We start from the raw sequence: 14507 nt of genomic DNA, 5'->3' as shown, positions 1-14507 counted from the left end.
GGCTCGAGGTGTTTTCGACCACATGGGATACGACGCCCTTCTCCCCGGGTTTCATCCCCAGGTGAGCCTCGTCTCTCCCTCGAACATGGCAACGGAGCACACGCCATGCCCCGTTAGTGTGGTTGGGCCGTCGTCCGCAATGCCTGGAGGCTTCCCTCGTGACCGCGTTCTTGTCATCTGTCCCCTGGGCAGCCGATCCGTCGACCGAGCCGGTCTCGCTCGACGAGGCCGCCAAGCAGGCCGGAGACGCCGCAGGCTGGGTGGAGCAGAACTGGTCCACCTGGCTGAACACGGGCCTGCGCATCGCCCTGATCATCGTCGTCGCGCTGGTGCTGCGGATGCTCCTGCGCCGCGCCCTGACGCGGCTGATAGCGCGGATGAACCGGTCCGCGCAGGCCGTGGAGGGCACCGCCCTGGGCGGTCTCCTGGTCAACGCCGAGCGCCGCCGGCAGCGCTCGGAGGCCATCGGTTCGGTGCTCCGGTCGGTCTCGTCCTTCGTGATTCTCGGCACAGCGGGTCTGATGATCCTCGGCGCCTTCAAGATCGATCTGGCGCCGCTGCTGGCCTCGGCGGGTGTCGCGGGTGTCGCGATCGGTTTCGGCGCACGCAATCTCGTGACCGACTTCCTCTCCGGTGTCTTCATGATCATGGAGGACCAGTACGGCGTCGGGGACTCGATCGACGCGGGCGTCGCCTCCGGCGAGGTCATAGAGGTGGGCCTGCGGGTGACCAAGCTCCGCGGTGACGACGGCGAGATCTGGTACGTCCGCAACGGCGAGATCAAGCGGATCGGCAACCTCAGCCAGGGCTGGGCGACCTCGGTGGTCGACGTGACGGTCCGCCCGACGGAGAAGCTGGACCGGGTGAACGCGGTGATCGGCGAGGTCGCGGACGACCTGGCGAAGGCCGAGCCGTGGAACGAGCAGCTGTGGGGCCCGGTGCAGGTGCTGGGCCTGACCGAGGTGCTGCTGGAGTCGATGACCGTCCGGGTCTCGGCGAAGACGATGCCGGGCAAGGCGCTCGGGGTGGAGCGAGAGCTGCGCTGGCGGATCAAGCACGCGTTCGACGCGGCGGGCATCCGTATCGTCGGCGGCCTCCCGCAGGTCGCCGAGGAGTCCGTCCCGGACCCGTCGGCCTCGATGGCAGCCCCGTCGGCCCTGGCGAGCCCGACGTCGCCGCAGTCGCTCGCGGCCTCGCCGATCGCGCCGCCGGCGAACATCTCGAAGTAGAAACGGGTCGGCGCAGGTCACGACGGCGGACCTGCCGCAAGCACTGACGACGAGGCACCACGCGAACGGGCATCCGGGCCATATCGGCCGGGGTGCCCGTTTCGCGTTCGTCGGCCGCTCACCACTACGAGCGTTCGTACACGGACCGCTCACGCCCAGTGCGCCCCGCCCGCTCCCTGCCAGGCCGGACGCGCCTTCACCCCGCGGTCACATGACGAACGCATTCGTCACATCTACTACACGCACCCCGTAGGATGCCCGCACTTGCTTACGCGTGTTACCCGTGGGGGGTCATGCGTCATATCTGTGGGGGGTCCACCAGTCATGGCCGGAAAGAGACGCGCGGACATCGGTCGCCGACGCTTCATCCGTGTGGCCGGAGGCACCGTCGCCGGTGCCGCCGTCGCCGGGGGCGGCACGTTCACCGCGATGGCCACCGGGGTCTTCGAGCCCTCTCCGACGGATCCGCTGCAGGGGATGCCGCGCTCGCTGGCGCTGAGCCTGCCCACGTCGCCGGGCAGCACCGAGCCGCCGCTGCCGCCGCTGCCCGATCAGCTGGCCGAGGGCACCATCTCGCGGCCGGGCGCCCGGACGTCGATCCCGTACGCCGACAAGCCCGTGGAGCCGCGGACCGCGCGGGACAACGTCCCCACGGTCCTGCCGTTCGAGTTCAAGGCCGACGGCTTCCGCTGCGTGACCGATCTGCCCGAGGCCCTCAGGCCCTGGCGTGACCGTCCCACCACCTGGGCAAACGTTTCTCCGGACAACGAACACACGTACCTCGACTCCAAGGGCGTCATCCAGTACCGCCCGAGCAAGACGGCCGCCGGCTACGACCAGCCCGTCACCCAGATCCAGTTCGGCCTCGGCTGCATCACCAGCTACCGCGTCGAGCGGGACCCCGCCCGCAAGGCCCTGTTCCTCAAGCGCGCCAAGGCGCAGGCCGGCCGGCTGATCGAGAAGCGCGTCGAGGCCCGTGGCGCCTGGTACTTCCCGTACCCCTTCAACTTCGCGCACGCGGCCCACAGCGGGATCACCTACCGCGCCCCCTGGTACTCCGGCATGGCGCAGGGTGAGGCGATCAGCCTCTTCACTCAGCTCGCCCAGCTCGACGGGGTCACCGAGCAGGAGCGGACGCTCTACAAGGCGGCCGCCGACGGCGCCTTCGCCTCGCTGCTGCGCGCCGACGACGGCAAGCCGTGGGCCGTCAACAAGGACGAGAACGGCTACCTCTGGATACAGGAGTATCCGATGGACGCCCCGGGCGTCTCGGACTACACCTACAACGGCATGATCTTCGCCATGTTCGGCCTCTGGGACTACTTCCAGGCGACCGGCAACCCGCTGGCGGAGAAGCTGTACGACGGGTCGCTGACCACCATGCGCGCCCACTTCCCGCGGCTGCGCAACACCCGCTGGTACTCGTACTACTGCAACACGCACCGCATACCGTCGCCCACGTACCACCAGCACCACATCAATCTGCTCCGCCAGCTCCACTGGCAGACCGGCAGCCCGAGCATCGCGCACCAGCACGACCAGCTCATCGACGACTTCCCGGCGTACATCCTCAAGGCCGGGGCCGTCGCCGCCTTCGCGGCGGGCACGCACACGCTCTACCAGCTGGACACCCTCGGCGCCGACAAGAGCTTCGGCTGGTCCGCGTCGAAGGCCGACAAGCAGCTCGCCACCAAGAAGGTGACCTTCGCCAAGGCCACCCAGGCGCCGGTGAACGTCCGCCGCCGCATCCAGGGCCGCGGCATCTACTACCGCATCAACGCCGGTGCCTACGCGGGCTGGTGGATCGGCGAGGCCTACCCGAAGGTCTTCCTGCGCGGCGAGTACGTCTCGACCACCTACCGACCGCTGCGCACCGCGACCTTCCCCGCGAACGTCGAGGTCACCTGCGTCAAGTTCGGTACGAACGGGACCACCGGCACGATGAAGACGGTGAAGTTCACCAAGCCGTCCAACGCGCCGTTCGACCGCCGGGCGGTCGTGAACGGCCGGCCGATGGTCCGGATCACCGCCGGCGGTCTCGCCGGCTACTGGGCGCCTGTCGCCCAGGTTCTCACCGACGGACGATGACCCCGGCGAACGGGCCCCTGCCGAACGGCGGGGGCCCGTTCGCATGCCCCCGTCCGGCGCCGTCCAGGTAACGCTTTGGTTGCCTCGCGAGCGTCGGCCATTGACGCCCGCCCGACATGCGGCTTACTTTCCTCCCACTGAATAGGAAACTTTCCTAACAGTGCAGTCGAGGACATCGCAGCCGAAGGGCAGGTGCATCCGTCGTGGCCGGAACCACACCCGGTACACCGCGCGTACTGCGCGCCATGAACGACCGGGCCGCGCTCGACCTGCTGCTGGAGCACGGTCCGCTCTCGCGCACCAAGATAGGGAAGCTGACGGGCCTCTCCAAGCCCACCGCATCGCAGTTGCTGGCACGGCTGGAGTCCGCCGGTCTGGTGGTCGCCACCGGCACCACGGAGGGGCGGCCCGGCCCCAACGCCCAGCTGTACGCGGTCCATGCGGGTGCCGCGTTCGCCGCCGGACTCGATGTCACCCCGCTGCGGATCCGCGCCGCGGTCGCCGACATCACCGGGACCACCGTCGGCGAGTTCGAACTGCCGACCCCCGGCCGCCGCGCCGACAGCGTCGTCAAGCAGGTCACCGAGGCGCTCGACGGAGCCGTGAAGGCCGCCGGGCTGACCCGCGCCGACATCCACCGCATCGTCATCGCCACCCCCGGCGCCTTCGACCCGTCGACCGGACGGCTGCGGTACGCCTCGCACCTGCCTGGCTGGCACTCCCCCACCCTGCTCGACGAGCTGGCCGCGGTGCTGCCGATGCCCGTCGAGTACGAGAACGACGTCAACCTCGTCGCCGTCGCCGAGCAGCGTCTGGGCGTCGCCCACGGTCATGAGAACTTCGTGCTGCTGTGGAACGAGGAGGGCCTCGGCGCCTCCCTCGTCATCGGCGGCCGGCTGCACCGCGGTTTCACCGGCGGCGCCGGTGAGGTCGGCTTCCTCCCGGTCCCCGGCACCCCGCTGGTGCGCCAGGTGACCAAGGCCAACAGCGGCGGCTTCCAGGAGCTGGCCGGTGCCCAGGCGCTGCCGCGGCTGGCCCGTGACCTCGGCGTCGAGGGTGTCGGCCACGGCCACTACACGGAGGTGGCGACCGCGCTGGTGGCCCGGGCGGCCGAGGCCGACTCCGGCCCGTACCGGCTGCTGCTGGACGCGTACGCGACCGGACTCGCCACCGGTCTCGCCTCCATGGTCGCCGTACTCGACCCCGAACTCGTCGTCCTGTCCGGCGACGTGATCACCGCCGGCGGGGAGCCGCTGCGAGCCCGCGTCCAGGCGGAACTCGCCGAACTCGCCGCATCCCGCCCCCGACTCGTCCTCGGCTCCGTTCGTGAACACCCGGTCCTGCGCGGGGCGTTGGAGAGCGCCCTCGCCACCACCCGCGACGAAGTCTTCGACACCTCTCGCTGAATCCAGAGACCCCACGCAACGCTCCAGCCCCCAAGACCCCGCTCCCAGGGAGACACAGCCATGCCCAGAAGCCGCCGCACCTCGGCCGTCGCGCTGGCCGCGACCGCCTCGATAGCCCTGCTCACCTCCGCCTGTACGGGGTCGGCCGACGCGGGCGCGAGCGACGATCCGAAAGCGAAGACCACGCTCACCTTCTGGCACGGCTGGAGCGCCCCCAGCGAGGTCAAGGCGATCGAGGCCAACATCAGGACCTTCGAGAACGCGCACCCCAACATCAACGTCAAGATCGTCAAGGGCATCACCGACGACAAGATCAATCAGGCGCTGCGCGGCGGCGGTTCGCAGGGCCCGGACGTCGTGTCGTCCTTCACCACCGACAACGTCGGGCGTTTCTGCACCTCCAACGCCCTCGCGGACCTGAAGCCCTTCCTGGACAAGGCGAAGATCGACCCCGCCACGACCTTCCTGCCGCAGATGGCCAAGTACACCGAGCACGACGGCAAGCGCTGCACGGTGCCGCTGCTCGGCGACGCGTACGGCCTCTACTACAACAAGGACGCGTTCAAGGAGGCCGGGATCACGGCCCCGCCGAAGACGCTGTCCGAGTTCTCCGCGGTGGCGAAGAAGCTCACCAAGACCAAGGGCGACACCATCGAGCGCCTCGGCTTCAACCCGAGCTATCAGGCGTACGAGACCACGGTGGAGCACTACGGCTCCCAGTTCGGTATCACGTACCTGGACGAGAACGGCAAGTCCAACACGGCGAAGGACCCGGCCGTGAAGGCGATGTTCACCTGGCAGAAGAAGCTGCTCGACGACCTCGGCGGCTACGCGAAGATCAACAAGTTCCGTACCGCCGTCGGCGACGAGTGGGGCCCGAAGCACCCCTTCCACACCGGCCAGGTCGCCATGCAGCTGGACGGTGAGTGGCGCGGCAAGATGGCCACCGACGCCGAGCTCGGTTTCGAGATCGGCGCGGCCCCCTTCCCGGTCCCGGACGCCCAGGTCGCCGACTACGGCAAGGGTTATCTGTCGGGCACCATCCTCGGCATCGCCAACAACAGCGACAAGAAGAACGCCGCCTGGGAGCTGGTGAAGTACCTCTCCACCGACACGGACGCGGTGGTCTCCTTCGCCAACGCCATCCACAACGTGCCCTCCACGGTCGCGGCGCTCAAGTCGCCGAAGCTGAACAACGACCCGCTGTACCGCACGTTCGTCGACATCGCCCAGCACCCGAAGTCCTCCCACGCGCCCTCGTCGGTCAACGGCGGTGCGTTCCTGCTGACACTCCAGGACTTCGGCATCTCCTACGAGCAGGGCAAGCAGAAGGACCTGGACGCGCTGCTGAAGAAGAACGACGCGCAGGTCGACAAGGACAACGAGCAGGCCGGCTGAGATGAGCACTGTCCCGCCGGGACTGAGGGCGAAGCGCCGCCGCTCGGCGCTTCGCACCCTCGGCTTCCTCTCCCCCTGGCTGATCGGCCTCTGCGTCTTCTTCCTCTACCCGCTCGTCTCGACCGTCTACTTCTCGTTCATGAAGTACGACGGGTTCACCGCGCCCACCTGGGTGGGCCTCAAGAACTGGGCGTACGTCTTCCAGGACAACCCGTTCTTCTGGCCGGCGCTGCGCAACACCCTGTGGCTGGTCCTGGTGATGGTGTCGCTGCGGGTGCTCTTCGGACTCGGCATCGGACTGCTGATCACCAAGATCAAGACGGGCGCGGGCGTCTTCCGCACCCTGTTCTATCTCCCGTACCTGGCGCCGCCGGTCGCCGCGACCATGGCGTTCGTCTTCCTGCTCAACCCCGGCACCGGCCCGACCAACACCATCCTGGAGAAGGTGGGCCTCGACCCCCCGCAGTGGTTCAACGACGCGGCCTGGTCGAAGCCTTCGCTGACCATCCTCGCGCTGTGGGGCATCGGCGACCTGATGGTCATCTTCATGGCCTCGCTCCTCGATGTGCCGAAGGAGCAGTACGAGGCGGCCGAACTGGACGGCGCCGGCGCCTGGCAGCGGTTCCGCTTCGTCACCCTGCCGAGCATCTCGCCGATCGTGCTCTTCGCCGTGGTCACCGGAGTGATCGCGACCATGCAGTACTACACCGAACCCCTGGTGGCGGCGAAGGTCGCGAGCGGGGTGATCGGCGGATCGGGCCAGCAGTTCGAACCCGGCTATCCGGAGAAGAGCACGCTGACCGTTCCGCAGGTCGTCTACAACCTCGGGTTCCAGCGCTTCGACACCGGCGCCGCCTGTGTCGTGGCCCTGGTCCTGTTCGCACTCGCCATGGTGTTCACGGCGTTCCTGATGCGCCGCCGCAGTGGCTTCATGTCGGCGGAGGACTGATGACTCGTACGACACTCGCCCCCCTGGAGAATCCCCGGGTCACCGCGCCGGGGACGGCCGCCACCGAGGCCCGTCGGACGGCCCGGCGACGGGCCGCCCTGGAGTGGATCGGCGTCCACTCCCTCGCGATCGCCGCGTCGCTGTTCTTCCTGCTGCCCTTCGTGTTCGTGTTCCTGACCGCCGTGATGAGCGACGACCAGGCGCTCACCCGCGACCTGTGGCCGAACACCTGGGAGTGGGGCAACTTCGCCGACGTCTGGAACACCCCGGGCTTTCTGACCTGGTGGCGCAACACGCTGCTGTATGCCGGGCTCGGCACCGTCCTCGCGGTCGGCAGCAGCCTGCCGGTGGCCTACGCGCTCGCCAAGTTCCGCTTCCGGGGCCGGAATCTGATGATGATGCTGGTCATCGCGGCGATGATGCTGCCGCCGCAGGTGGTCATCGTCCCCATGTATCTGTTCTGGGCGCGGCAGATGGACCTGGCCGGCACGCTGTGGCCGTTGATCATCCCCTTCGCCTTCGGCAACGCGTTCACGATCTTCCTGCTGCGCCAGTTCCTGCTGACGATTCCGCGGGAGTACACCGAGGCGGCCCGGATCGACGGCTGCGGGGAACTGCGGACCCTGCTGAAGGTCGTGGTGCCGATGGCGAAGCCGGGCATCGCGGCATCGGCGCTGTTCCACTTCTTCTACTGCTGGAACGACTACTTCGGGCCGCAGATCTACGCCTCGGAGAACCCCGCCGCGTGGACCCTCAGTTACGGCCTGGAGTCCTTCAAGGGCGCGCACCAGACGGACTGGAACCTGACCATGGCCGCGACCGTGCTGGTCATGGCCCCTGTGATCGTCGTCTTCTTCTTCGCCCAAAAGGCGTTCGTCGAGGGCGTCACACTGACCGGAGTGAAGGGCTAGAGACACATGCTGCGTTCCATCGGGGGAGAGCCCCCGAACACCGGGCCGACGAAGATCGCAGTGGTGGGTGGCGGATCCACCTACACCCCCGAGCTGATCGACGGCTTCGCGCGGCTGCGGGACACCCTCCCGATCGGCGAACTGGTCCTCATCGACCCCTCCGAGGAGCGTCTGGAGCTGGTCGGCGGGCTGGCGCGGCGGATCTTCGCCAAACAGGGCCACGACGGCAAGATCGTCACCACCTCGGACCTGGACGCCGGGGTGGCTGACGCCGACGCCGTCCTGCTGCAACTGCGCGTCGGCGGCCAGGCTGCCCGCAACCAGGACGAGACGTGGCCGCTGGAGTGCGGCTGCGTCGGCCAGGAGACGACGGGCGCCGGCGGTCTCGCCAAGGCGCTGCGCACGGTCCCGGTCGTCCTCGACATCGCCGAGCGGGTACGGCGGACGAATCCGGACGCCTGGATCATCGACTTCACCAACCCGGTGGGCATCGTGACCAGGGCGCTGCTCCAGGCCGGTCACAAGGCCGTCGGGCTGTGCAACGTCGCCATCGGCTTCCAGCGCAGATTCGCGAAGTTCCTCGACGTCTCCCCCGCCGATGTCCATCTGCGTCATGTGGGCCTCAACCACCTGACGTGGGAGACCGGTGTGCACATCGGCGGTCCCGAGGGAGCGGACCTGCTGCCCAAGGTGCTGGCGGAGCACGGCGACGAACTCGCCGACGATCTGCGGCTCCCGCGCGAGGTCCTCGACCGGCTCGGTGTCGTCCCCTCCTACTACCTGCGTTACTTCTACGCGCACGACGAGGTCGTCCGGGAGCTCGGCACCAAGCCGTCCCGCGCGGCCGAGGTCGCGGAGATGGAGAAGCAGCTGCTGCGGATGTACGGCGACCCCTCGCTCGACACCAAGCCGGAGCTGCTCGCCAAGCGCGGCGGGGCGTTCTACTCGGAGGCGGCCGTGGATCTCGCGGCCTCCCTGCTGGGCGGAACCGGCAGTCCGTACCAGGTGGTCAACACCCTCAACGGGGGCACGCTGCCCTTCCTGCCCGACGACGCCGTGATCGAGGTGCAGGCCGCGGTCGGCACCCAGGGCGCGACCCCGCTCGCGGTGCCCGAGGTCGACCCGCTGTTCGCCGGGCTGATCTCCCATGTGACGGCGTACGAGGACCTGGCGCTGGAGGCCGCCCTGCGCGGGGGCCGCGACCGGGTCTTCAAGGCGCTGCTGTCGCATCCGCTGATCGGCCAGTTCGAGTACGCCGAGGCGCTCACCGACAAGCTGATCGCTCACAACCGGGAGCACCTGGCGTGGGCGTGACCGCTTCAGTCCTCGCCATCGACGCGGGCAACAGCAAGACCGACGTCGCGCTCGTGGGCGCCGACGGCTCGGTGCTCGCGTCCGCCCGGGGAGGGGGCTTCCAGCCGCCGAAGGTCGGCATCGGGGCGGCGCTCGACGCGCTCGCCACGACGGTCGGCGAGGTACTGGCGGCCGCCGGCGCGGGCGGGGCGCCTGCCGGACCCGTCGACCATGTGTCGGCGTGTCTCGCCAACGCCGATCTTCCCGTGGAGGAACGGGAGTTGACCGACGCCCTGCACGCCCGCGGGTGGGGCCGTACGACCGAGGTGCGCAACGACACCTTCGCGATCCTGCGGGCGGGCGTGGACGAACCGCGCGGCGTGGCCGTGGTGTGCGGCGCGGGCATCAACTGCGTGGGCATGCTGCCCGACGGACGGACCGCCCGCTTCCCGGCGATCGGCAAGATCTCCGGCGACTGGGGCGGCGGAGGGGGACTCGCGGAGGAGGCGCTCTGGTACGCGGCGCGGGCGGAGGACGGCCGCGGCGAGCCGACGGCCCTCGCCACCGCGCTGCCCGCCCACTTCGGTCTCGGGTCCATGTACGCGCTGATCGAGTCGCTGCACCTCGGGCACATCACCTCGGTGCGCAAACACGAGCTGACGCCGGTGCTGTTCGCGACCGGCGCCGAGGGCGACCCGGTGGCCCGCTCGCTGGTGCACCGGCTGGCGGAGGAGGTCGTCGCCATGTCGACCGTGGCCCTGGCCCGGCTCGATCTGCTCGACGAGGAGGTGCCGGTGCTGCTGGGCGGCAGTGTTCTCGCGGCCCGGCATCCCCAACTGGACGAGCACATCCGCCTGTTGCTGGCGGCGAAAGCGCCCAAGGCGGTGGTCGACTGGGTGACCGCGCCGCCGGTGCTGGGAGCGGCGCTCTTGGGTCTCGACCACACGGGTGCACCGCCCGAGGCCCACGCACGGCTGCGCGCGCACTACGGCCGGGACTGACCGGGTGCCGCCTCTCGGCTGACCACGTCCGCCCCTTCCGTCACAGGGCGCGCGGCCGTCCCGTCACGGGACCCTCTCCCCTCCTGTCACAGGACGCGTCGCCCGCCCTGTGACGGTCCGTCGCCCGTCCCCTCCGGCACCTGTCCGAGGGGACGGGCGACGTCGCGTTTCCGGAGGCCGGCAGGCCCGCTCGGTGGGAACCGATCAAGGTCGTGAGGCGTATTCATGAGGAGAAGTCGGACACCGTACGGCTGTGAAGGAACAAGATCCAGTCAATCCTGCTGTGATTGTCAGTCACTGCGGCCATACTGCTGGCCAGGGGGACATCCCCTCAACCCGCCGGGGGGCGGGCCGACGTCAGCGACCGAGGGGGAGGTCACGTGACATACCCGCCGAATGTGCGCACCGCGCCCCAGTCGGCTCCGGCGTCCGCGCCCGCGCAGCCACCGGGCCGGCCCCCGGCGCAGCGCGGCGCTCTGGACGAGGCCAAGGACCGGCTGCGCACGGCGGCGACGACCGAGCCCGGACGGCTCCAGATCATCGGGGCCGTACTGGCCGCGCTGGTGGTCGTGTTCGGAGCGGTGACGGCCTTCGAGATCTCGGACCGGGCCGCCGCGGCCGATGCCGTCCTGAGCCGCAGCCAGCCGCTGAGCGCCGACGCGGCCTCCGTCTACCGCTCGCTGGCCGACGCGGACACCGCGGCCTCCAGCGGATTCCTCGCCGGCGCCGACAAGGAACCCCCCGGGGTCCGCGAGCGGTACGAGAAGGACATCGCCCTCGCCTCCAAGCTGCTCATCAAGGCCGCCACGAACACGGACAGCGACAGTGAGTCGGGCCGGCAGATAGCCACGCTGAACGAACAACTGCCGGTCTACACCGGCCGGATCGAGACGGCCCGCACCTACAACCGCCAGGGCCTCCCGCTCGGCGGCGCCTATCTGCGGTTCGCCAACGAGCAGATGACCAAGGTGCTGCTGCCCGCCGCGCAGAAGCTGTACGACGCGGAGACGGCCCGGCTCGACCGGGACGACGCCGACGCCCGCTACTGGCCGGTCCTCTCCCTCGTGCTCGGCGTCGCGGCGCTGGGCGGTCTCGTCTGGGCCCAGCGGCGCAACTACCGCCGGACGAACCGGGTGTTCAACCGCGGTCTGGTCGCCGCGACCGCCGCCTCCACCGTCGTCCTGCTGTGGCTCGCGGTCGGGCACACGGTGGCACGCGCGGAGCTGGGCGACGCGAGGGAGCACGGCCAGAAGTCCCTCAAGGTGCTGAACGACGCGCGGATCGACTCCCTGAAGGCCCGCGCCAACGAGAACCTCGTGCTGGTCGCCCGCGGCGCCGTGCTCACCGACGACGGCAAGAACGACAAGTACGAGACGGAGTTCAGCTCCGGGATGAAGGAGCTCGGCGCCGGGCTGGAAGCGGCGCGGAAGCTCGCGGACGACAAGGAGGGCCGCGACCCGGTCACGGTGGCCTCCAACAGCATGGACGAGTGGAAGAAGCGCCACGTCAGCGCCAGTTCGACCGACCGGTCCGGCGACTACGAGGGCGCGGTGGACAAGGTCATCGGCCCGAAGGCGTCCACCGGTGAGTGCTTCGACCTGGTCGACGACGCTCTGGCGACGGCCCTCGCGCACGAGCAAAGTGAGTTCACCCGGGCCGCCGAGGACGGGCGGGGCGCGCTGGGCGGACTGCCGATCGGTGCGGCGGTGCTGGCGGTGCTGGGAGCGGCGGGCGCCATTCTCGGCATCAACCGCAGGCTTTCGGAATACCGGTGAGAGGAGGCGTGATGACGGACACAAGAGCCGACAGGACCAAGCTCAGGTTCCGCGGCTGGGGCGGTGTCGCGGGCATGGCCGCCGCGTGCGCGGTGACCGCCGCCGTCACCCTGCTCCCGCTGTCCCACAGCGGCGATGCCGAGCTGTCGGGCCAGGGGACGGGCGCCGCGACCGCCGTGAAGGCGGACACCTGCACGACACCGGAGGCGTCCCTGCGCCCGTCCGCCGCGGACGGGCCGAACATCGCCGCGATCCGGGAGCGGGGCAAGCTGGTCGTCGGCGTCGACCAGAACAGCTACCGCTGGGGATACCGCAATCCGGCGAGCGGCTCCCTCGAAGGCTTCGACATCGACCTCGCCCACGCCATCGCCGAGGACATCCTCGGCAGCCGCGACGCCGTCATCTTCCGCGCCATCCCCACCAACCAGCGCATACCCGCGCTGAACAACGGCACGGTGGACATCGTCGTCCGCACGATGACGATCAACTGCGCCCGGATCAAGCAGGTCGCGTTCTCCACCGCCTACTTCCAGGCCGGCCAGCAGGTCCTCGCTTCCAAGGGGTCGGCCATCACCGGCTTCGACGAGTCGCTGAAGGGCAAGCGGGTCTGCTCCGCGGAGGGCTCGACGGCTTACGAGGCGCTGGAGAAGAACTCCTTCGGCGCCGTCTTCAAGGACCCCCACGACGAGCAGCCCACCGACGAGGACGTGCTCACCGTGCCCAACCAGCTCGACTGCCTCGTACGGCTCCAGGAGGGCCTGGTCGACGCGGTCGTCACGGACAACGCCCTGGCGGCGGGCCAGGCGGCGCAGGACCCGGCGGTCGAGCTCAAGGGCGGCAAGCCCTTCACCACCGAGTACTACGGCGTCGCCACCAAGCTCGGCAAGGACGATGTGGTCCGCCGGGTGAACCGCGTCCTGGACAACTACCGCCGGGGCCCCTGGACCGACGCCTACAACAAGTGGCTGGCGGCCGACCTGCCCGGGATAGCCGGGCCGCCCGCTCCCAAGTACCGCGGCTGAGCGGGGAGGGCCGGCTCCGCGGCAACGAGTCCGAGGAAGAACACGTCCTTCAGGGAGAACAATCCTCAAGGAAGAGCAGAGAGGTGATCGATGGGCGTCGCGGGACCGTTCCCCAGCTCCGCGGGTAGACCCCCTGGGCCGGCGATGGACCGGGACGAGGTCGACCGTGCCCTGGCGCGCCTCGGCGCGGAACACGAGGCGATCGAGACCTCGCTGCTCGCCCTTCAGGACCACGCCGGCCGCAGGCTCCTCGAAGGCGCCGAACTCACCGGCGTCACCAAGGACCGCTGGGCCTCCACCGAGCAGGCGATCGCCCTGCTGTGGGGCTACTTCGACGCGTACGCCGCCGCGCTGGAGGAGACCCGGGAGGTACGGGCCCGCCGGCGCTGGCCCAGCCGCGACGACCTCGTGGAGCTCACCGACCGGCTGCGCGGCCGCAGTGTCACCGTGGCGAGCCCGGCCACCCACACCGCGCCGACCCTCACCGGACCGGCCAAGCTGTCCGAGCAGTTCTCGCTCGAAGAGCTGGTCGCCCGGATGAACGAGCTGTACGCGAGTTCGCTGAACATGGTGGTGACGGCGGACTCCGTGTGGTCGGCGCTGCCCGCCCGGATAGATCTGCTCTCCGCCGAGCTCCAGCGCACCCGCTCCCTCGCCCACTCGGTGGGCGTGCGGCCGGGTGAGCACCCGGCCGGCGACGAGCTGGAGTCCATCACGCACGAGCTGTCCACGCTGCGCGCGCAGGTGATATCCGACCCGCTGGCGTTCTGGCGCCCGGCGCCCGGGAGTTCCGCCCCGGGCGGCGGCCGTCCCGACACCGACCGCTACGACCGCTCGGCCCGGGCCCTGGAGGACATCCGCCGGGAGATCGAGGCCGTGCTGCGGGTCCGGCAGGACTCCGAGGAGCGGCTGATCCGGCTGCGGGACGTCCTGTCGCGCGCCGACCGCACGCTGGCCGAGGCGCGCTCGGCCCGCGGCGAGGTGCTCGCGAAGATCGCCGCGACCGAGGTGCCCGCCGTCAGCGGCCCGCCGACCGCGCTCCAGGAGCGGCTGTCGACCGCGGCCGAGTACCGCAGGCACTCCCAGTGGAACCGCCTGTCGCCGCTGCTGGAGTCGCTGGAGCGCGAGGCGGAGGACGAACTGCTGCGCGCCCGTGAGTCGTTGACCGCCGTCACGGCGCCGCTCGCGGTCCGTGCGGAGCTGCGCGGCCGGCTGGACGCGTACAAGGCGAAGGTGGCCCGGCACGGGCTCGCGGAGGACAGGCTGCTCATCGAGCGGTACGACGCGGCCCGCCGGATGCTGTGGAGCGCGCCGTGCGATCTGCGCGTCGCCGGGCAGGCGGTGCTGCGCTACCAGCAGGCCGCGGCGGAAGCCCTGGCCAACCGGGAGCCCGGACCGTCCGGGCCCACCGACCGCAGGGGGGACGCGTGAGCGA

At 70.1% G+C, this 14507-nt stretch carries 11 protein-coding genes; all 11 read left to right on the top strand.

All coding sequences use genetic code 11. The annotated features are described in order from the left end of the window. Window positions 1-170: 170 nt before the first annotated feature. The 11 genes from RPQ07_RS24240 (at window position 171) to RPQ07_RS24190 (ending at window position 14503) form a co-directional block, all read left to right on the top strand. Window positions 171-1229 (top strand): mechanosensitive ion channel family protein, encoded by a 1059-nt coding sequence (locus RPQ07_RS24240; RefSeq protein ID WP_313946283.1) that lies wholly within the window; start codon window positions 171-173, stop codon window positions 1227-1229. Window positions 1230-1553: 324 nt separating this feature from the next. Next, window positions 1554-3317: a D-glucuronyl C5-epimerase family protein gene (locus RPQ07_RS24235; RefSeq protein ID WP_313946282.1), complete on the top strand. Its 1764-nt coding sequence runs from the start codon at window positions 1554-1556 to the stop codon at window positions 3315-3317. Window positions 3318-3520: 203 nt separating this feature from the next. Then, window positions 3521-4723, top strand: a complete 1203-nt coding sequence (locus tag RPQ07_RS24230; RefSeq protein ID WP_313946281.1) for an ROK family transcriptional regulator — start codon at window positions 3521-3523, stop codon at window positions 4721-4723. 60 nt (window positions 4724-4783) lie between these two features. Further along, entirely contained in the window at window positions 4784-6121 is a 1338-nt protein-coding gene (locus RPQ07_RS24225; protein WP_313946280.1) for an ABC transporter substrate-binding protein, read from the top strand. A gap of 1 nt (window position 6122) precedes the next feature. Continuing rightward, window positions 6123-7070 (top strand): sugar ABC transporter permease, encoded by a 948-nt coding sequence (locus RPQ07_RS24220; RefSeq protein ID WP_313946279.1) that lies wholly within the window; start codon window positions 6123-6125, stop codon window positions 7068-7070. After that, entirely contained in the window at window positions 7070-7981 is a 912-nt protein-coding gene (locus tag RPQ07_RS24215; RefSeq protein ID WP_313946278.1) for a carbohydrate ABC transporter permease, read from the top strand. Before RPQ07_RS24220 ends, RPQ07_RS24215 begins: the two co-directional genes overlap by 1 nt. A gap of 6 nt (window positions 7982-7987) precedes the next feature. Next, window positions 7988-9295, top strand: a complete 1308-nt coding sequence (locus RPQ07_RS24210) for a 6-phospho-beta-glucosidase (RefSeq protein ID WP_313946277.1) — start codon at window positions 7988-7990, stop codon at window positions 9293-9295. Beyond that, complete coding sequence (locus tag RPQ07_RS24205; RefSeq protein ID WP_313946276.1) at window positions 9286-10275, top strand: N-acetylglucosamine kinase; 990 nt, start codon at window positions 9286-9288, stop codon at window positions 10273-10275. Before RPQ07_RS24210 ends, RPQ07_RS24205 begins: the two co-directional genes overlap by 10 nt. Before the next feature lie 380 nt (window positions 10276-10655). Further along, window positions 10656-12050: a hypothetical protein gene (locus RPQ07_RS24200; protein ID WP_413777775.1), complete on the top strand. Its 1395-nt coding sequence runs from the start codon at window positions 10656-10658 to the stop codon at window positions 12048-12050. An 11-nt stretch (window positions 12051-12061) separates the two neighbouring features. Beyond that, window positions 12062-13072 carry a glutamate ABC transporter substrate-binding protein gene (locus tag RPQ07_RS24195; RefSeq protein WP_313946275.1) on the top strand — a complete coding sequence of 337 codons (1011 nt, stop codon included), beginning with the start codon at window positions 12062-12064 and terminating at the stop codon, window positions 13070-13072. Window positions 13073-13162: 90 nt separating this feature from the next. After that, on the top strand, window positions 13163-14503 hold the full coding sequence (locus RPQ07_RS24190; RefSeq protein WP_313946274.1) for a hypothetical protein: 1341 nt from the start codon (window positions 13163-13165) through the stop codon (window positions 14501-14503). Window positions 14504-14507: the final 4 nt, after the last annotated feature.

Origin of the sequence: Streptomyces sp. AM8-1-1, assembly GCF_032229325.1 — a bacterium.
Lineage (GTDB): Bacteria > Actinomycetota > Actinomycetes > Streptomycetales > Streptomycetaceae > Streptomyces > Streptomyces achmelvichensis.
Note: the sequence above shows the minus strand (reverse complement) of the source record. Positions and strands in the feature narration are given on the sequence as shown.

Excerpts from the sequence above, each read along its gene's own strand:
- RPQ07_RS24235 (WP_313946282.1), top strand. The coding sequence starts at position 1,554 with ATGGCCGGAAAGAGACGCGCGGACATCGGTCGCCGACGCTTCATCCGT.
- RPQ07_RS24225 (WP_313946280.1), top strand. The coding sequence starts at position 4,784 with ATGCCCAGAAGCCGCCGCACCTCGGCCGTCGCGCTGGCCGCGACCGCC.
- RPQ07_RS24220 (WP_313946279.1), top strand. The coding sequence starts at position 6,123 with ATGAGCACTGTCCCGCCGGGACTGAGGGCGAAGCGCCGCCGCTCGGCG.
- RPQ07_RS24215 (WP_313946278.1), top strand. The coding sequence starts at position 7,070 with ATGACTCGTACGACACTCGCCCCCCTGGAGAATCCCCGGGTCACCGCG.
- RPQ07_RS24210 (WP_313946277.1), top strand. The coding sequence starts at position 7,988 with ATGCTGCGTTCCATCGGGGGAGAGCCCCCGAACACCGGGCCGACGAAG.
- RPQ07_RS24195 (WP_313946275.1), top strand. The coding sequence starts at position 12,062 with ATGACGGACACAAGAGCCGACAGGACCAAGCTCAGGTTCCGCGGCTGG.
- RPQ07_RS24190 (WP_313946274.1), top strand. The coding sequence starts at position 13,163 with ATGGGCGTCGCGGGACCGTTCCCCAGCTCCGCGGGTAGACCCCCTGGG.